Origin of the sequence: Siminovitchia fortis (assembly GCF_007681465.1) — a bacterium.
Taxonomy (GTDB): Bacteria; Bacillota; Bacilli; order Bacillales; family Bacillaceae_C; genus Siminovitchia; species Siminovitchia fortis.
Map to the genome: position 1 here is coordinate 20,583 of NZ_VEKZ01000034.1, position 17,683 is coordinate 38,265.

Annotated in this window: 15 protein-coding genes, 1 tRNA gene, 1 rRNA gene and 1 pseudogene; 9 read left to right on the top strand and 9 right to left on the bottom strand. The window is 43.7% G+C overall.

The window, feature by feature from the left end; all coding sequences use genetic code 11:
• Positions 1 to 174 precede the first annotated feature (174 nt).
• The gene (locus FS666_RS11840) at positions 175 to 1,338 is read right to left on the bottom strand and encodes a MalY/PatB family protein (RefSeq protein ID WP_144461548.1); all 1,164 of its coding nucleotides are present in this window, start codon (positions 1,336 to 1,338) and stop codon (positions 175 to 177) included.
• A 77-nt stretch (positions 1,339 to 1,415) separates the two neighbouring features.
• Entirely contained in the window at positions 1,416 to 2,225 is an 810-nt protein-coding gene (locus FS666_RS11845; protein ID WP_244943903.1) for an alpha/beta fold hydrolase, read from the bottom strand.
• 280 nt (positions 2,226 to 2,505) lie between these two features.
• On the opposite strand from FS666_RS11845, the gene yugI reads away from it, so the two are divergent.
• From yugI to FS666_RS11865, 4 genes are all read left to right on the top strand, one after another.
• Positions 2,506 to 2,901, top strand: a complete 396-nt coding sequence (yugI, locus tag FS666_RS11850; RefSeq protein ID WP_144461531.1) for a S1 domain-containing post-transcriptional regulator GSP13 — start codon at positions 2,506 to 2,508, stop codon at positions 2,899 to 2,901.
• A 335-nt stretch (positions 2,902 to 3,236) separates the two neighbouring features.
• On the top strand, positions 3,237 to 4,427 hold the full coding sequence (locus tag FS666_RS11855; protein ID WP_280524794.1) for an ornithine--oxo-acid transaminase: 1,191 nt from the start codon (positions 3,237 to 3,239) through the stop codon (positions 4,425 to 4,427).
• 46 nt (positions 4,428 to 4,473) lie between these two features.
• Positions 4,474 to 5,718, top strand: a complete 1,245-nt coding sequence (locus tag FS666_RS11860; protein ID WP_144461535.1) for a Glu/Leu/Phe/Val family dehydrogenase — start codon at positions 4,474 to 4,476, stop codon at positions 5,716 to 5,718.
• Between the two features lie 98 nt (positions 5,719 to 5,816).
• Positions 5,817 to 6,221, top strand: a complete 405-nt coding sequence (locus tag FS666_RS11865; RefSeq protein ID WP_144461537.1) for a YugN-like family protein — start codon at positions 5,817 to 5,819, stop codon at positions 6,219 to 6,221.
• Between the two features lie 40 nt (positions 6,222 to 6,261).
• Here the strand turns inward: FS666_RS11865 and FS666_RS11870 are convergent, their stop codons facing one another.
• From FS666_RS11870 to FS666_RS11885, 4 genes and pseudogenes are all read right to left on the bottom strand, one after another.
• Positions 6,262 to 6,972, bottom strand: coding sequence for a hypothetical protein (locus FS666_RS11870; RefSeq protein WP_120074836.1), 711 nt, complete (start codon positions 6,970 to 6,972; stop codon positions 6,262 to 6,264).
• Between the two features lie 137 nt (positions 6,973 to 7,109).
• Positions 7,110 to 8,372 carry a hypothetical protein gene (locus FS666_RS11875; protein WP_120074834.1) on the bottom strand — a complete coding sequence of 421 codons (1,263 nt, stop codon included), beginning with the start codon at positions 8,370 to 8,372 and terminating at the stop codon, positions 7,110 to 7,112.
• A gap of 241 nt (positions 8,373 to 8,613) precedes the next feature.
• The gene (locus FS666_RS11880; RefSeq protein WP_120074832.1) at positions 8,614 to 9,045 is read right to left on the bottom strand and encodes a hypothetical protein; all 432 of its coding nucleotides are present in this window, start codon (positions 9,043 to 9,045) and stop codon (positions 8,614 to 8,616) included.
• A gap of 146 nt (positions 9,046 to 9,191) precedes the next feature.
• A pseudogene (locus FS666_RS11885) lies at positions 9,192 to 9,702 on the bottom strand (DUF3231 family protein).
• A gap of 144 nt (positions 9,703 to 9,846) precedes the next feature.
• Here FS666_RS11885 and FS666_RS11890 point away from each other — a divergent pair.
• From FS666_RS11890 to FS666_RS11905, 4 genes are all read left to right on the top strand, one after another.
• Positions 9,847 to 10,554 (top strand): TerC family protein, encoded by a 708-nt coding sequence (locus FS666_RS11890; protein ID WP_120074830.1) that lies wholly within the window; start codon positions 9,847 to 9,849, stop codon positions 10,552 to 10,554.
• A gap of 316 nt (positions 10,555 to 10,870) precedes the next feature.
• Complete coding sequence (gene dcuS, locus FS666_RS11895) at positions 10,871 to 12,472, top strand: DcuS/MalK family sensor histidine kinase (protein ID WP_144461539.1); 1,602 nt, start codon at positions 10,871 to 10,873, stop codon at positions 12,470 to 12,472.
• Positions 12,469 to 13,185: a response regulator gene (locus tag FS666_RS11900; protein WP_280524795.1), complete on the top strand. Its 717-nt coding sequence runs from the start codon at positions 12,469 to 12,471 to the stop codon at positions 13,183 to 13,185. The genes dcuS and FS666_RS11900 overlap by 4 nt, the downstream gene beginning before the upstream one ends.
• Before the next feature lie 141 nt (positions 13,186 to 13,326).
• Entirely contained in the window at positions 13,327 to 14,988 is a 1,662-nt protein-coding gene (locus FS666_RS11905) for an SLC13 family permease (RefSeq protein WP_120074824.1), read from the top strand.
• A 47-nt stretch (positions 14,989 to 15,035) separates the two neighbouring features.
• On the opposite strand, the gene FS666_RS11910 is transcribed toward FS666_RS11905, so the two are convergent.
• From FS666_RS11910 to FS666_RS11920, 3 genes are all read right to left on the bottom strand, one after another.
• Positions 15,036 to 15,395: a carboxymuconolactone decarboxylase family protein gene (locus tag FS666_RS11910; protein WP_120074822.1), complete on the bottom strand. Its 360-nt coding sequence runs from the start codon at positions 15,393 to 15,395 to the stop codon at positions 15,036 to 15,038.
• A gap of 117 nt (positions 15,396 to 15,512) precedes the next feature.
• Positions 15,513 to 15,585: transfer RNA gene (locus FS666_RS11915), tRNA-Ala, on the bottom strand.
• Positions 15,586 to 15,644: 59 nt separating this feature from the next.
• Positions 15,645 to 16,337, bottom strand: coding sequence for an MgtC/SapB family protein (locus tag FS666_RS11920; RefSeq protein WP_144461541.1), 693 nt, complete (start codon positions 16,335 to 16,337; stop codon positions 15,645 to 15,647).
• 800 nt (positions 16,338 to 17,137) lie between these two features.
• Between FS666_RS11920 and FS666_RS11930 the strand changes: the two genes are divergently transcribed.
• A 16S ribosomal RNA gene (locus FS666_RS11930) occupies positions 17,138 to 17,683 on the top strand; the annotation flags it as partial.

The window sequence follows — 17,683 nt, forward strand, 5'->3', positions numbered from 1 at the left end:
ATTCCCGAACCATGGTTCATCCAGAAAAATGGTCACCAATCGGTTGGAAAGATGCCCGAACCATGGTCCATCTAGAGGAAATAGTCACCAATCGGAGTCAATAGATTCCCGAATCTCGGTCCATTTCTGCTCCCCGGCGTATTGGCCCTGTTTTGTCATACTCCCTTTCCGAACTTATTCACCCAGCGCCGTCCGGAGCCTTTTCACGCCTTCTATCACTGTTTCTTTCGGACAGGCAACATTCATCCGGACAAAACCTTCTCCGCCGGGACCGTAGGCATGGCCGAAATTCAAGGCCAGCTTCCCTTTTTCCAGGATGCGTTTTTTCAGTTCTGCATCTGAAAGTCCGAGCTTCCTGCAGTCGATCCAAATCAAATAGGTGCCTTCCGGATCAATCACTTCCAGATCCGGAAGATGGGAGCCAATCTCTGCTTTCACATAATCAATGTTGGAACGGATATATTTCAAAGCTTCATCGAGCCATGTGCCCCCATGTCTGTATGCTGCTTCCATTGCTATCGCTCCGAATGTATTCAACATGGAGAAGCCATCGCTAGCCTGTACAGCGGCCATTTTTGTCCGCAGCTTTTTATTGGGCACTACCATAAAAGATGCCTGAACGCCTGCCAGGTTGAAAGTCTTTGTCGGCGCCATGAATGTCAGGGTGATGTCGGCAAATGACTCGTCCAATGAAGCGATCGGAACATGCTTATGGGGTGCTGGTACGAGATCAGCGTGGATTTCATCAGAAGCGATCAAAACATTATATTTCCTGCAAAGCTCCGCCATTTTTGTCAGCTCTTCTTTTTCCCAAACCCTTCCGGCAGGATTGTGCGGGCTGCTCAATAAGAAAATTTTCACTCCGCTTCCGAGCTTCTTTTCAAAATCGTCGAAATCCACTTCATAGCGGCCGTTTTTTAAAACAAGCGGTGAATTGGCCACCTCCCTGGAATTTCTTTCGATCATTTGGAAAAAAGGCGTATATACAGGCGACTGCACCAGTATTTTGTCGCCGGGATCTGTAAATGCCTGAATCGCTGTATGTACAGATGGAATTACGCCCGGGCTGTATAAGAGCCACTCTTGTTTGATGTTCCAGCCGTGTCGTGTACTTGTCCAATCGCAGATCGCCCTATTTAAACTGTCGGTTACGATCGTATAGCCGAATATTCCGTGATCCACTCTTTCTCTTAAAGCGTCAATGACTTCTTTCGGAGGGCGGAAATCCATATCTGCTACCCACATGGGGAGAAGATCTTCCCTGCCGAATCCACTTTTCATACCGTCCCATTTTAGGGATCGTGTATTTTTTCGATCGATGTTTTCATCAAAGTTAATCAACTGTCAAACACCTCTCCTGTTCATTTTAGCCCTCATTATATGCTATTTATCAGAAGGGTGTCAGCTATCAGGTCTTAACTATAGAAAGATGCAATTTCCTCATAAACTTCCTTCGGCCTTTCTTCAGGCACGAGGTGCCCTGTTTCCTTAAAAATAACAAGCCGGGCGTGCGGCAAATCTTGGGCAAGTCTTTTTCCGATGCTGAGAGGAACAATTTTGTCATGATCTCCCCAAATTAAAAGACAGGGCGTTTGGATCTCCTTCAAAGCTTCCACAGACAAATCGCCTTCCCGGTGCCTGAGCAATCTCGCCAGTGCAGGAAAAATCCTCGGATCTTCAAACTGCTCTGCATAACCTTCAATCATAGGTCCATCAATTAAAGACTGGTCATGGACAACGCTTTTCAGATTGCCGACTACACCCGTTTTTGCCAAATAATGTTTGATGAAGACGGGGAAAAATGGCAGATAGGAAGCGAGTATGTGGTGCCTTTTTGCACGTGCATAATAGCCGGAGCTTGAAAGAAGGATGCCCTTGTCTATTTTTTCAGGTGACTGGAGCATCATGTTCAGGGCAATCTGTCCTCCCATGGAATGTCCTGCGACCGAAAAACGCTCGATATTAGCTTCCTCCAGCAGCCGTAAAACTGTTGCGGCCATATTTTTATATGAGTAATAAAATTTTTTTGTTTTGTCGCTGAAGCCAAAAGGAGGCAGATCTACCGATAGGATATGAAAATCTTTTGCCAAATAGGGGACTAACATACGGAAGCTGAAGGAAGATGATAAAAAGCCATGCAGAAGAACAATGGTATGTGCGCGGGAATTCCCGCCTTCTTCATAATACAGACGTATGCCGTTGACCCATGCTTTTTTTCCTTGCAACAATTATCCCTCCTGGCTTGACCCCGAAAAAGAAAAAATTCGTGGCTCAAAAAAGCCACGACCATTCATAAAAAGGGGGAATATTGGAATGTCCTACAGTATAAAGTATTGCCGCTGTACAGCTATTTTAAACACATAATATCATGTTTTTTTAAAGTTTAGCATGTCCGATTTTGGGAAAGCAGATGGTATAGTCCATTTTTGATTTTTTTCACGTTTTATGTTAGTATTTTCTATTGCGTTCATAGGAGAAAATTAAATATATATTGGGAGTGTTTTCATGACTGCAAAATATAAACAAGGCGACGTGCTGACCGGAAAGGTGACAGGCATCCAACCTTACGGTGCGTTCGTAGCGCTTGACGAGGAAACCCAGGGCCTTGTCCATATTTCAGAGATTAAACATGGGTTTGTCAAAGACATCAACGAAGTGCTTTCTGTAGGAGAAGAAGTGAAAGTGAAAGTGCTTCAGGTTAATGAAGAGGAAGGGAAAATCAGCCTTTCCATCAGAGTTTTGCAAGAGGAACCTCCTGCAGAGGCAGCAAAGAAGCCGCGGGCGCGCAGGCAGGGCAGTGTAAAGCTTGATGAAGTAGACCGTGAAGGATTTAATACATTAAAAGACAAGCTTCAAGAATGGATTAAAAAATCTGAACGGGATGATTTGATTAAAAAATAATATTCTCCAAGCGAAGCTGAGTTCCGAAATGGAATTCGGCTTTTTTTGGTGCTTTTAGGCCATATGAAATGCAGCTCCCACTTTAATTAAAATACATTTTGAAATTTTGAAAATTGGTGATCAAAATCACTTGAAAAATACTGTGACATTCTTCATCCTTATATATGCAAGAGTTCAAACTTTAAACCGCGTTTATATCTTTGTCTATTAGGCACCCTAATGAAATAATGATAAGGGAAACAAGATGATTCCCTACAGGCACGAACCGTTTACGAATTTTTCAAAAGAGGGAAACAAAAAAACGCTATTCTTATATATTCAGGAGGTTGAGTCCATTGTTGAGAACAGATCAAATCATTGAGCAGACTGAAAAATACGGAGCACGAAACTATCATCCTCTGCCGATTGTCATTTCCGAAGCGGAGGGCGTTTGGGTCCGTGATCCGGAGGGAAATCGCTATATGGATATGCTGAGTGCGTATTCGGCAGTCAACCAAGGGCATCGCCACCCCAAAATCATCCAGGCATTGAAGGATCAGGCAGACAAGATCACTTTGACGTCAAGGGCCTTCCATAACGATCAGTTGGGACCATGGTATGAAAAAATCACAGGGCTGACCAATAAGGAAATGGCTCTCCCTATGAACACGGGTGCCGAAGCAGTGGAAACTGCTTTTAAAGCAGCACGCCGCTGGGCCTATGATGTCAAAGGGATACCTGACAACCAAGCGGAGATCATCGCTTGTGAAGGTAATTTCCATGGAAGGACGATGACAGCCGTCTCGCTTTCTTCGGAAGAAGAATACAAACGGGGGTTTGGGCCTCTTCTGCCTGGGATCAAGCTGGTCCCATATGGAGATTTGGAAGCTTTGAAGAAAGCCATTACGCCGAATACCGCAGCATTTTTAATCGAGCCAATCCAAGGTGAAGCAGGGGTAGTGATCCCGCCGGAAGGATTTTTAAAAGCCGCCTATGACGTTTGTAAAGAAAACAATGTCCTGTTTATAGCGGATGAAATACAGGCCGGCCTCGGCAGATCGGGAAAAATGTTTGCCTGTGACTGGGAAGGCGTCGAACCCGACATGTATATTTTGGGAAAAGCGCTTGGAGGAGGGGTATTTCCGATCTCGTGCGTATGTGCCAACGAAAATATACTTGGTGTTTTTAATCCCGGCTCACATGGATCGACGTTTGGAGGCAATCCACTGGCGTGTGCGGTGTCGGTTGCCGCACTCGAAGTGATTGAAAATGAAAGCCTTTCTGACCATTCACTTGAACTTGGTGACTATTTTGTGTCAAAATTAAAAGAGATTGATAATCCAATAATTAAAGAAATAAGAGGGAGAGGATTGTTTATCGGAGTGGAGTTGCATGAGGGGGCCCGAAAATATTGCGAGTCGCTGAAAGACGAAGGTCTTTTATGCAAGGAAACCCATGAGAATGTCATTCGGTTTGCACCCCCGCTTGTCATAACCCAGGAAGAAGTCGATTGGGCGCTCGAACGTATTAAAAAAGTTCTATCCTAGTGCTATAATGATAGTTGATTACAAAACAAAGAGGCGAGAAAAAACGATGGCAGAAAATCTGAACTTATTTACATCAACACAAGAGGTTATAAAAGAAAGCCTTCACAAGCTTGGATTTGGCGAGGAAATGTATGAACTGCTGAAAGAGCCGATTCGTATGCTAACTGTCAGAATACCAGTGAAAATGGATGACGGGTCAGTCAAAGTTTTTACCGGTTTCCGTGCGCAGCACAATGATGCAGTCGGTCCCACAAAAGGTGGAGTCCGCTATCATCCCGAAGTGACAGAGGAAGAAGTAAAGGCAATGTCTTTATGGATGACCATCAAATGCGGAATAGTGAATCTCCCATATGGCGGCGGAAAAGGCGGCATCATTTGTGACCCGCGCACAATGTCAATGGGTGAAATTGAACGCCTCAGCCGTGAATATGTTCGGGCAATCAGCCAGATTGTCGGTCCTACAAAAGACATTCCGGCACCGGATGTATATACAAACTCCCAAATTATGGCTTGGATGATGGATGAGTACAGCCGTCTCCGTGAAAATGATTCTCCCGGCTTTATTACAGGAAAGCCGATTGTCCTTGGCGGATCTCAAGGCAGGGAAAAAGCAACTGCCCAAGGTGTAACTATTTGTATTGAAGAAGCTGCAAAGAAACGCGGCATTGATCTAAAAGATGCAAGAATCGTCATTCAAGGCTTCGGTAATGCGGGAAGCTTCCTCTCTAAGTTCCTTTACGATGCCGGAGCAAAAATTGTCGGCATCTCCGATGCTTACGGCGCGTTGCACGATCCCGACGGATTGGATATTGATTACCTGCTTGACCGGAGAGACAGCTTCGGTACGGTAACCACTTTATTTGAAAATACAATTTCGAATAAAGAATTATTCGAAATTGATTGTGATATCATCGTTCCAGCAGCAGTAGCCAACCAGATTACCGGGGAAAATGCCCCGAATATCAAGGCATCCATCGTTGTCGAGGCTGCCAATGGCCCGACGACAGAGGAAGCAACAAAAATTTTGACCGAGCGCGGCATTCTCCTTGTTCCGGATGTCCTTGCAAGCGCCGGCGGGGTTACAGTTTCCTATTTCGAATGGGTTCAGAACAACCAGGGCTATTACTGGACGGAAGAGGAAGTTAATGAGAGACTGAGGGAAAAGCTGGTTGAATCGTTTAATAATGTCTATAACCTGGCCCAAAGCCGAAGAGTCAATATGCGCCTGGCCGCCTATATGCTCGGACTGCGTAACGTCGCTGAAGCGTCCCGCTTCAGGGGATGGGTATAAGTAGAAGTAACTGCCGATACTTTTGTATCGGCAGTTTTTAGTATATCCCCTTCCTTCTGAGGAACAATAATATTGAATACACCCTGGGAGTGAAAACAATGATTCGAATTGAATCCTCTATTGAAGGCAGGCGCTTTTATTTACATAAGCTTGAGCAGCTGTTGAAACCGCGCGGCTATACAATCGGTGGAAATTGGGATTATGACAAAGGCTTTTTCGATTATAAAATGGCAAACGATGAAGGCTATCAATTTTTACGCATTCCTTTTACGGCTGTGGACGGGCAGTTGGATAAAAGAGGAGCAGTTGTTGAACTAGGCAAGCCGTTCGTACTGAACCACGTATATCAAGGAGGGCTTGACGATGGACCCAATTCAGGAAATATGACGGCTTCCTTCAATCAATTTGCGGAACCGGAAGATCCGGACGGTTCACTAGACGATAAGTACATTTCCAAAGGCCGGGATCTCGTAAAAAACCTTGAAGCCTTACTTCAAGGTTAAAAATTCAAAAAAGCGGACCTAAACGTCCGCTTGCAAGTGGTTATTCTGTTTCTGTTGGTCCTGAAGCCGCAGCTGGAGGGGGTGTTGGACCTGGTGCAGCACCTGTCAATGGGAATTGAATCGTACGGGGAGCACCAGCTTCGCATCGATGATGATTCACATCGCATAAGTTTGATAAATCTTTTTGATTCAGTTTACCTACCACAGGTCTAGTTACTGTAATAGTCGTGCGCAGGATTACCTTGAATAAAGCGGAAGCTACTCCTACTGTACCTGCTACAACTGCCAATGGAATCGGCTGAATAATAATACTTTCAACTTCCAGCGGCGCTTCTGTTAAAGTGTCTTCCGGGCAGGCGCCTGGGCATGGAGTATGCTGTTGGAACGGCAGGCTTACTGAAACGGGCGTTGCAATTCCGGCTACAGTAATAGTCGCTGGTACATATCCGGTGTTTACTACTTCGTCTCTTAAAATCGTACTGTTTTGAACAATACCGGCAAGGTTCGGTGTCAAAGTAATAAGAGGAAGAGTTCCTCCGGGTGGAAGTGTGATTCCCAATGCTGTCAAAGGGATAATTGCTTCGGCTACTTTTTGGACTTGCTTTGAGCAAACGACCTTATTTACGAGAACTTCGTGATCAGGCTGGCGCGGTCTTCTGTTGCATCTGCAAGGTGATTCGGTTGATCCGCATCTGTCGCATGGTGCAAATTCAAAGTCATCATCTCTGCACCAAAAATCATCAAACCTCATATATTTTCCATCCTTTCTTTTGATTTTAGAGTCAGCCAAAATTCATAGACTAACGACCTGCTTTTAATCTATTGTTGGCTGATTACGTTATATTGTATTGATACTATAATGGAAATGGTTGGACAATTACCATGGTTTTAAAAAAAGGCTCTTGTCCTTTCATAGGGAATTGTCCATTTCAGGTTTTCTATATCGGATTCTGTCGTCAATGTTGCATTTTCTGCGCCTATCAAAGGAAATTGTACCCTGCGGGGTTCTACTTCAGGATGGTGCGGGCAAACACCTTTTAAACACGATGAGCTTTTCTGGTTTAGTTTACCTATCATTGGTCTGGTAACAGTAATCTTCGTACGCAGGATGACTTTAAACATTATGGATAGTTCTACTACTCCGTCGGGAGCACCTATTGGAATTGGCTGAATGATAATAGCTTCAATTTCTGCCGGTGCCGCTGTCAAAATATCCACGGGGCAGGCACCTGGACAAGGTGTGAGCTGTTGAAAGGGCAGATCAAGTGTTACGGTAGTTAATATACCTACAGTAACAGATACTGGCACATATCCGGCGGTTACTACTGCGTCCTTTAAAATCGTACTGTTCAGTACAATTCCCTCAAGGTCCGGTGTTAATGTAATTGGTAAAGGCAACAATTCAGGGGAGGTGAAGACAATTAAAGAGCTTTCGGCTGTGATGCGAACTGGTCTTGAACATACGATTTTATTTACAAGAACATCATCCGCCACATCAGGTGCTGTACATTGTGGACCAAAGGGTGTAAATGGTACCATGTGCGGTATTTTTTCTGTACGTTGGTGGGCAACGTCGTTCAAATAGGAGAAACTTTTTTGATCCGGTTTACCTATCGTCGGCCTAGTCACGGTAATCCTCGTACGCAAGATGACTATAAATAATGCAGACCTTTCGAAAACGACGGACGGAACCGGCTGGATGATAATGCCTACGACTTCCAGCGACGCCACTGACAAAATGTCTTCAGGGCAGGCACCAGGGCATGGAATGTGCTGTTGAAATGGCAGGTTGGCTGTAACAGTGGTTGGCAGTCCTTCGACAGTGATTGTTGCCGGCACATACCCGGTCGTTATGACTTCATCCTTTAAAATGATGCTGTTTTGAACAATACCGGAAAGATCCGGTGTCACGGTAATGGGAGGAATGGTTGTTGCCCCAGGTGGAAGGGTGATTCCCAATGAAGATAAAGAAATGATGGTTTCGGCAACGATATGCACTTGCTTGGAGCAAACGATTTTATTTACAAGGACGTTACTATTCATGTTATGTTCAAGGTTATGGAGCACTTTTTGGGATGCGTATGTTCTTTCAAATATCGCATCATTTCCGCATAACTTATCTTTTTTGCCCGAAAGTTCATCAGACCTCATATATCATCTTTCCTTTCTTACAATTGTTTTGAAATAATGAGTGTTGTTTATGAGAGGTTATTGAAATGATAAAGGAATAATTGGGGAATAGCCTTGTTTTTGAAAAAGACTTTTGTCTTTCTCAAAGGAGACCAGGAATAGGGAGTTTAAAGATTTTCAAAACTAACATTTTATAAAGAAAATCGAAGGGATATAACCTTGTTTAAAAAAAAGGCTTTGGTCCCTTCGGAAGTCGCTTATTCTATTCATATTTATTATATCGGATACTCGTAATATTACGGCAATCCGTCGAAACAATTCTTTTACTGGCAGGATCCAGGAACGAAACACGAAACTCTTCGGGATCGATTGATTTAAAATATAAGGGGACATTTTTAACTTTACGAGTAGATATTTCTACGGGTGTATTCTCGGAAAAGTCTTGAAGGAGCGCGCATGCGCAGCAGTAACAATCATGCGGCCGCCTTTCGCCTGTGTGTGCCTCGTTTTCCGATGACTCATCATCCTCATAATAGCCATCATGAGATTCAACCTCGTGTTCAGGGCAGTAAAAGCTTTCTTTGACCTCACTTAAAAAACATAAATCACACCAAGGGTGGTATCCTTCGGAAAAGTTCGTGGAGCAACTGCATGGTTCATCAAGCATTTCTTTCAACTGCTCTTCATGCAACAATTTTATCCCTCCTAAGTATAATTGGCCTTTAGTTTATAGATATGACAAATGGGGAGAGTTGATTGGCCAAACTAACTATTTTAAACAAACATTTTCTCACTAAAATATAAAAAGACAAGGGCGTGTGGCCTTGCCTAATAGGATAATCAATCCTTCTCTGGTACCGCTAAATGTAATGGAGGAGGGATCAGCCACCCTTTTTCCTTATTCAGTCTTAAAGCTTTTAAACCCAACTGTGCTTTTTTACATGCATCTGGCCAAACATCATGGCGATGTCTTCCCGGATGGCCATCCCCATCGCCTGGCTGCAAGCAGCCAAACCTGCAGCTGTATCAAGTGACAGTTTTGCCCCGATTTCCTGATCGTAGAATTTAGCGCCCGCGGGAATGTCTTCCAGATCAGCTTTTGACCGCTCCGCAGGTGAAGGAGGAAGATAGACGCCACTTTCTTTTAAGTAAACCTCTAATTCTCTGCTGTCGCTCTCGGATAATTCAATGGTTTCTTTCAACAATTCTTGTAAGTCTCCGTCCCCGCATGATTGAAAAGTGTTTGATACTCCGCTGCCATTGTTTTGCAGCCGGAGTATGCAATCCAAATCGCAAAAACCTCCCCATAATGCATCGGTTCATTCTTGGGATTTCCGCTTAAGATACCCATGTCAATTCCTCGCTTTCCAAATGTTATGCTACAGATGATAGTTTATGGATAGGAAGAAAAGGATATACGACCATTAATGTTAGATTTAAGTCCAAGCTGAAACCTATGCTATAATTAAGTATCTTATGGAAAGAAGGAAGCTATATGGGGATAGCTGCAATCACTATTTCGTCGACAGCGATCATCGCACTGTTGAAGATTATCGCGATTGATATCATTCTTTCAGGCGACAATGCTGTTGTCATTGCGATGGCGACAAGAAACTTGCCCAGGGAGATACGCAACAAGGCGATTGTTTGGGGAACCGCAGGGGCTGTAAGTCTAAGAATCATATTTGCGGTTATCATTGTCTGGCTGTTGAAGGTTCCTTTTGTTGATCTTGTCGGTGGGACTCTACTTCTCTGGATTGCTTTCAAAGTGCTTGTCGGCGGAGAAGATGCGACGTCTGTTTCTGCACATAACAGCTTTATAAAAGCAGTTGGAACAATCATTCTTGCAGATGTGGTCATGAGCCTGGATAATGTGGTGGCAGTTGCGGGAGCGGCGAACGGACACATTTTAATGGTTGCCCTTGGTGTGGCCATCAGTATCCCGGTTATGATATACGGATCGGTTTTTATCGTAAAAGCAATGGAAAGGTTTGGTTGGATTGCCTATATCGGATCGGGAATTCTGGCTTGGACGGCCGGAGAAATGATCTTGAGGGACGAATACATCCAAGGTGTAACCGATATATCCAATCAGTTGGAGGCTTATACCGTTACCGGCGGAATCACCGCATTCATTCTGCTGGCTGGATATCTGGTGAACAAAAGAGGACAAGCCAAAAGAAAAGTCAGGCATTCTACCTAATGGATGCCTGCTTTTGGGTTCAACAATTGAAAACGGTCACTAAACGGGCATGAAGGTGCCCGTTTTTAGGTTCGCCAACGAAAAGTGGTCACTAATCAGATGAGACATAATTTTTTATAGGTAAAATATTTTCCTTCTTTATATATGGATATTCCTGCCGCACCATACTAAGCATCATTGTTGAATTTCAAATTAATTATGTGAAAAATGAACTTATCGTGCGAAAACACCCATTATTTGAGCTAACTCCCTTTTGCAGCTGGTTAACTGCATAACGGTTGTGCTTTTTAATTTTACTGAAAAAGCGGGGAAAATCATGAACTTCGGCAAAAAATATATCTCACTTCAAACCGTTATTATCATTTTTGTTGTCACCGTCGTCATCGCTGCGCTCACTGCAACAGGCATTCTTCTGGCAAATGCCACCGCTGACAATATTGAAAAGCATCAGGCGGAAAAGGCGATGGGAATTGCGCAGACAGTCAGTGCAGTTCCATTAATAAAGAAATCGCTGGAAGAAAACGGAGATCCCAAAGAAATGCAGGCTTTCACAAGGAAAATAAGGCAGGATACGAACATGCTTTTTATCGTGGTCATGGATATGGAAGGAAAGAGGAAGACCCATCCGAATTCCGAATTGATCGGCAAGCCGTTCGTTGGTGGTGATGAAATTCATGCCTTGAAAGGAAAGCGGTATACATCCATTGCTGAAGGGACACTCGGTCCATCCCTCCGTGCTTTCCACCCTGTTTATAATGATGAAGGGAAGCAAATCGGAGCTGTTTCGGTGGGGATTTCCCTTAAAAACGTAAAGGAAGCTGTAAATAAAAGCCGGAATATCATTTATGCCGGAATGGGTGTCGGAATTTTGCTCGGTGTTATTGGTGCTGTTTTTTTGGCAAGAAGGATCAATCGCATTTTATTTGGGCTTGAACCTTACAAAATTGCCAATTTGCTTGAAGAAAGAAACGCCATGCTTGAATCGGTCCGGGAAGGAATCATTGCTGTCAATCCAGAGCACACCATTGTTGTGGCCAATGCGGAGGCATTAAGGATTTTTCAAAAAGCGGGCCTCCCGCCTGATCCGGTAGGGAAAAAGGTTGATGAGTATTTGCCGGTCAGCCGGTTAATAAGAATTTTACAATCCGCCAAGCCCGAGTACGATCAGGAAAGCGATATTAACGGACTGCCCATACTCGTTAACAGGGTGCCGGTAAAAGTAAACGGACAGATTGTAGGTGCCATCTCCACATTTCGGGATAAATCCGAGATGAAGGCACTGGCGGAGCAGCTCACCGGGGTGCGCACGTATGCAGATGCACTGCGCGCCCAAACCCATGAATTCATGAATATCCTGCATGTAATTACCGGAATGGTGCACATCAAGGAATATGACGGGCTGGAAAAATATTTGCGGAAACAAACCAGGCTTTACCAATCAGAAACCGGATCGGTGTCCAATATTGTAAAGGACCCGGTCATCGCGGGCTTTTTACTGAGCAAAAGAAGCTACGCCCGCGAAAATCTGGTGAAGCTTACCTTTTCATCTAATATTCCCTTGCCGGTTTCCGCCGATCCAAATACGACCCACCATATGATTACAATTTTGGGCAATTTAATAGAGAACGCATTTGATGCCGTAAAGGAAAATACTGAAAAGCATGTTTCCGTCACTATTGATTATGATGGTTTGGCTTGCACAATGACGGTAAAAGATAATGGGAAGGGAATTCATCAAGAAATAAGGGACAATATTTTTCAAAAAGCGAAGTCCACCAAAGGCCCCTATAATGGATTCGGCTTATCTAATGTACGGCAAAGTGTCCGGGCGCTGGGCGAGACCATTACTTTTGAAACTGAAGAAAAAGCAGGAACTTCATTTACAGTGAAATTCCCATATAGAGAAAAGGATGAATGAACTTGATCAAGGTATTAATTGTGGAAGACGACCCAATGGTCGCTGAAATCAATAAACGGTATTTGGAAGCTGTCCCCGGATTTACATGCGCCGGCGTTGCTGCGAATGTAGACGATGCGTTGAAAATGCTGGAAGGCATCAAAGCCGACCTTCTATTGCTGGATATTTATCTGCCCGGTGAACTGGGATTGGAACTCCTGTCCCGAATAAGGGAGAAAAGAAAAGAGATAGATGTTATCATCATTTCTGCTGCCAGCGATATTGAAACGATTCAGTCGGCCCTCCATCTCGGAGTCTTTGATTATTTAATCAAGCCGTTTGAATTTGAGCGATTTCAGGATTCGCTAAGAAAATATGAGAAAAATAAACAATTGTTGCATGAGCGGAAACAACGGCTGCTGCAGGATGAAATTGACCAGTTATTCAAACGGGAAGGGAACCCTCACGGTTCGGCTGACATTCCAAAAGGGTTGACAAAGGAGACTTTGGAAAAGGTAACCAAAAAGATCATGGAAAAGAAGGATCGTTCTTTCTCTACGGAAGAACTCGCCATGGAAGTGGGAATATCAAGGGTTTCCATGAGCAAATATTTAAGCTTTTTGTCTGAGATTCAATTTTTGGATAAAAGGGTAGACTATGGAACAAAGGGGCGTCCTGCTAAGAAGTATTGCCTGAGCAAAGAACATGTGGAGGTGGTCAATCAGTATATTTGATCACCGCTCGCTTTGCTTTCTTTACTTACAAAACTTTTAAATTAATTTAACAGGCTTCATTAATAGGGGGACGGCATGCTATATTATCCTGGATTTAATGAAAACGCTTTTCTATTAATTTAAAAGGAGGAGACGGTGACGATGGAAAGATCACATGTGCTTTCTGCATGGGAAGCTCTGTGGAAATCGCATCAGCGAACGAAAGATTTGTTGATGTTTGCAATGCCCGGGAAAAAAGCTGCAGATAAATATAAAAATAAATCAGAACAAAATGATAGGGCCGATCAACAGAAAAGGGACGGAAAAGGCCCTAGTTCTTATAAAACTTCTCAAAAAGTCGGATTGATATTAGGACCTTTATTATTCATATTGACACAATTGTTTTTTGTACCTGAAGGACTGAGCACGGAGGGAAAATCAGTTCTTGCTGTCACATTGTGGGTAGCGACATGGTGGGTGACCGAAGCCATTCCGATCCCGGCGGCTTCATTGCTTCCGATTATTTTGCTGCCAATGACCGGCGCTATGGCTGGCTCTGATGTAACCGCTTCATACGGTGACCCGATTGTCTTTCTGTTTTTGGGCGGCTTTTTCATTGCCATTGCCATGGAGAAATGGAATTTGCATAAACGGATAGCGCTGACAATCATTTCCCTTATAGGAACAAAGGTCCAAAGAATCGTTTTGGGATTCATGGTGGCAACCGGATTTTTATCGATGTGGGTTTCCAATACCGCGGCGGTTATGATGATGATTCCGATTGGGACTGCCATTGTTTATCAGGCATCTGTGGCCATGAAAGGGAGCAGCCAGGCAAATGCTGAAGATAACCGCAACTTCGAAAAAGCGATCATTTTGGCGATCGGCTACTCTGGAACAATCGGAGGGCTCGGTACGCTGATCGGAACACCGCCGAATATTATTTTGGCAGCAACGGTCAATAAGCTTTTCGGTGTCCAAATATCATTTGCAGGCTGGATGGCTTTCGCAACCCCAGTTGTGATCATCATGATCATTGCAACTTGGATTTATATTACAAAGTTTGCTTTTCCCGTCAAATTGAAAGAATTGCCGGGTGGGAAACAACTGATTGAAAAAGAAAAAACAGCATTGGGAAAAATCAGCTTTGAAGAGACAATGGTTTTGCTCGTATTTTTATTTGCGGCATTCATGTGGATCACAAGGACATTCCTTTGGGAGAATGTCATCGGCATCACTACGCTTTCTGATACATTGATTGCTATCCTTGCCGCTGTCATATTGTTTTTGATCCCTGCCAAAAAAGGAAAAGGGCGCTTGCTTGAGTGGGACAGTGCAAAAGATATCCCATGGGGAATATTGTTGCTGTTTGGAGGGGGCTTATCTATTGCCGGCGGCTTTATCGATACAGGTCTCGCCGAGTGGATGGGAACCCAGCTGACAGTCCTTCAAGGAGTCCACTTCATCTTGATCATCCTGCTTTCGACGGCCTTGGTGCTTGGTTTGACGGAATTCACTTCCAATACGGCAACAGCTACAATGATTTTGCCTGTTTTGGCTTCGCTGGCTCTCGCAATCAATGTTCATCCGTTTGCGCTTATGGTCCCAGCAGCTATGGCAGCCAACTGCGCATTCATGCTTCCTGTTGGTACCCCGCCGAATGCGATTATGTTTGCGACCGGAAAATTAAAGATCATCGAAATGATCAGGGCCGGATTTTGGGTCAATGTATTTACATTGATTTTAATTGTGGCATTTGTATTCTTAATACTTCCCGTACTGTGGGGAGTGGATTTAACCGTATATCCTGCGGCATTTAAATAAACGCTTACGAAAACAAGCTGTCCTTTTGCAGGGACAGCTTGTTGTGCTTAATGTGTTGTTCCTTTTAATTCTTCTATTGACTGTTGCACGAGCGTTACAGACTGGCTCATCGCAGCGCCGCCCCCGAAGGCGGCGGTCACGCCGATCGTTTCCAATATCTCTTCTTCAGTGCAGCCTTGATCAAGGCATCCCTTCGTATGGTAAATGATACAATATTCGTTCTGGGCATAGATGCTGATTCCAAGTGCAATCATTTGCTTTTCTTTTTGAGACAGCGTCCCTTCCTCAAAGCATGCCTGCGTGAATTGGTTATAGGCTTCGGCTATTTTAGGCATTTTCTTGGTGAAGACACCGATGCCATTTTTGTATTCCTTTAGTGCAGCTTCTGTAAAATTTTGCTCTTCCATGACTCAATCTCCTTTCGGAGGATAGTATGAGTTTTTAAAATGAAGTTCATACGAAATATTGTATTTGATGACATCAAAAACCCCTGCATCTTCAGAAGATGCAGGGGTTATATTAGATGGAGCATAGCGGGATCGAACCGCTGACCTCTTGCATGCCATGCAAGCGCTCTCCCGGCTGAGCTAATGCCCCGTTGAAATTGAGTACATTCTCTATTATATAAACTTTTATAAAAAGTGCAAGAGAAATCTTTAGCTAATTATCTCGATTTCGTGAACATTATCCATATGGGAGATCGTATAATAGATATTTGTTACCGAACGTTTTGCGCTGACTCGTGTTTTTAACTCCAATAAATGAGCGGATTGTTCCCTCAAGTCTTTTATACGCATGTGGGTGATATGGATTTTCTCTTTTTTTAAATTTAAAAGGACATGCTCAACACTTTCCCTTTTATTTACTGTAATCTTAATGAGGAGATCTCTTTTCAAAAGTTTTCTCGGACCTATTTTTGTCAAAGCATAAGGGATCAATTCCACACTGATAATGAGCAGCACAACACCAGCAAAGGCTTCAATATAAAAGCTGGCGCCCACTGCTATCCCGATCCCGGCGGCTCCCCAGATCATGGCGGCAGTCGTCAGCCCTGAAATATGGTCATTCCCTCGTCTTAATATGACACCGGCACCCAGAAAACCGATGCCTGAAACGATTTGTGCGGCGAGACGGAGTGGATCCATTTGAATTCTGACCTCATCGCTGCCTGGAAAAAGATAGGCCGATTCAATAGAGACAATCGTTAAAAGACAGCTTATGATCGAGATGACAAGACTGGTTTTCAAACCTAGTGGCTTTCTTTTTAATTCTCTTTCGAGCCCGATCACTAATCCAAGAGCCGCAGATATACACAGTTTTATCAGCAATTCCATATCAATCATTTCCATTATCATCTCTCCTGTCTTCTATTGATTTGGAAATGAAAATTAATCCTTGGCTTACTTTATTATACTATATAATCAAGGAACCCCTATATAAAGGAAAGATGTACATGGAAACACTGAAAACCAACTTGGAGAAAAAGTCTTCTTTCTGCAAATAGCAGGCGGTTTGATTATCATTTTGGGTGTCTTCTCTATTTATTAGTGAGGACAAAAACTGATCTCTTACATGAATACATACGTAAAGCCGGAAAAAACAAACGCCATACAGGACATGAAAATGAAAGTCCCTGCTTCAACTTTATCATCTGAGTTGCTGATCCGAATCGCTTCAATATACGAATAGGAAAAAAGATAAAGAGCCATTATGAAAGAAATAGTGAGAGCAATACCAGTTAAAATAATAATCACCTTCCAAAATGTATAGATGTTTGCTATTATATTTATGTGCTGATTGTACAGAAGATGAAAAGATAAAATTATTTTATAAAAAGGTATTGCGTCTTCTAAAATGCTATGATATATTATTACCTGTCCGATAGAGAAGTTAAACATCTTGAAAATTAATTTTAAAAAAGACGTTGACGGATTGTCGGTCCGATGGTAATATATAAAAGTCGCCTCAAACGAGATTAAAAATAACTAAAAAAGTTATTGACAATCCGAGGTGAGTGCGGTATAATAGAAAAGTCGCCCAAGAGAGCGGCGAACAAGTTTGTTCTTTGAAAACTGAACGAAACGAAACGTCAATAATTTTGATGTAACAATGGTTTTGAACCATTGCCAGCTTTTTGAGCTAAACAAACTTTAATGAGAGTTTGATCCTGGCTCAGGACGAACGCTGGCGGCGTGCCTAATACATGCAAGTCGAGCGGATGAAGAGGAGCTTGCTCCTTGGATTCAGCGGCGGACGGGTGAGTAACACGTGGGCAACCTGCCTGTAAGACTGGGATAACTCCGGGAAACCGGGGCTAATACCGGATAACTTCTTTTCCCGCATGGGGAGAGGTTGAAAGACGGTTATGCTGTCACTTACAGATGGGCCCGCGGCGCATTAGCTAGTTGGTGGGGTAACGGCCTACCAAGGCGACGATGCGTAGCCGACCTGAGAGGGTGATCGGCCACACTGGGACTGAGACACGGCCCAGACTCCTACGGGAGGCAGCAGTAGGGAATCTTCCGCAATGGACGAAAGTCTGACGGAGCAACGCCGCGTGAGTGACGAAGGCCTTCGGGTCGTAAAACTCTGTTATCAGGGAAGAACAAGTGCCGTTTAACTGACGGTGCCTTGACGGTACCTGACCAGAAAGCCACGGCTAACTACGTGCCAGCAGCCGCGGTAATACGTAGGT

What these genes read in the sequence shown, in the direction of transcription:
- FS666_RS11860 (WP_144461535.1), top strand. Translation starts at nt 4,474, where the DNA reads ATGGCAGAAAATCTGAACTTATTTACATCAACACAAGAGGTTATAAAA.
- FS666_RS11890 (WP_120074830.1), top strand. Translation starts at nt 9,847, where the DNA reads ATGGGGATAGCTGCAATCACTATTTCGTCGACAGCGATCATCGCACTG.
- FS666_RS11865 (WP_144461537.1), top strand. Translation starts at nt 5,817, where the DNA reads ATGATTCGAATTGAATCCTCTATTGAAGGCAGGCGCTTTTATTTACAT.
- FS666_RS11875 (WP_120074834.1), bottom strand. Translation starts at nt 8,372, where the DNA reads ATGAGGTCTGATGAACTTTCGGGCAAAAAAGATAAGTTATGCGGAAAT.
- FS666_RS11870 (WP_120074836.1), bottom strand. Translation starts at nt 6,972, where the DNA reads ATGAGGTTTGATGATTTTTGGTGCAGAGATGATGACTTTGAATTTGCA.
- FS666_RS11905 (WP_120074824.1), top strand. Translation starts at nt 13,327, where the DNA reads ATGGAAAGATCACATGTGCTTTCTGCATGGGAAGCTCTGTGGAAATCG.
- FS666_RS11920 (WP_144461541.1), bottom strand. Translation starts at nt 16,337, where the DNA reads ATGGAAATGATTGATATGGAATTGCTGATAAAACTGTGTATATCTGCG.
- FS666_RS11910 (WP_120074822.1), bottom strand. Translation starts at nt 15,395, where the DNA reads ATGGAAGAGCAAAATTTTACAGAAGCTGCACTAAAGGAATACAAAAAT.
- FS666_RS11900 (WP_280524795.1), top strand. Translation starts at nt 12,469, where the DNA reads ATGAACTTGATCAAGGTATTAATTGTGGAAGACGACCCAATGGTCGCT.
- yugI (WP_144461531.1), top strand. Translation starts at nt 2,506, where the DNA reads ATGACTGCAAAATATAAACAAGGCGACGTGCTGACCGGAAAGGTGACA.
- dcuS (WP_144461539.1), top strand. Translation starts at nt 10,871, where the DNA reads ATGAACTTCGGCAAAAAATATATCTCACTTCAAACCGTTATTATCATT.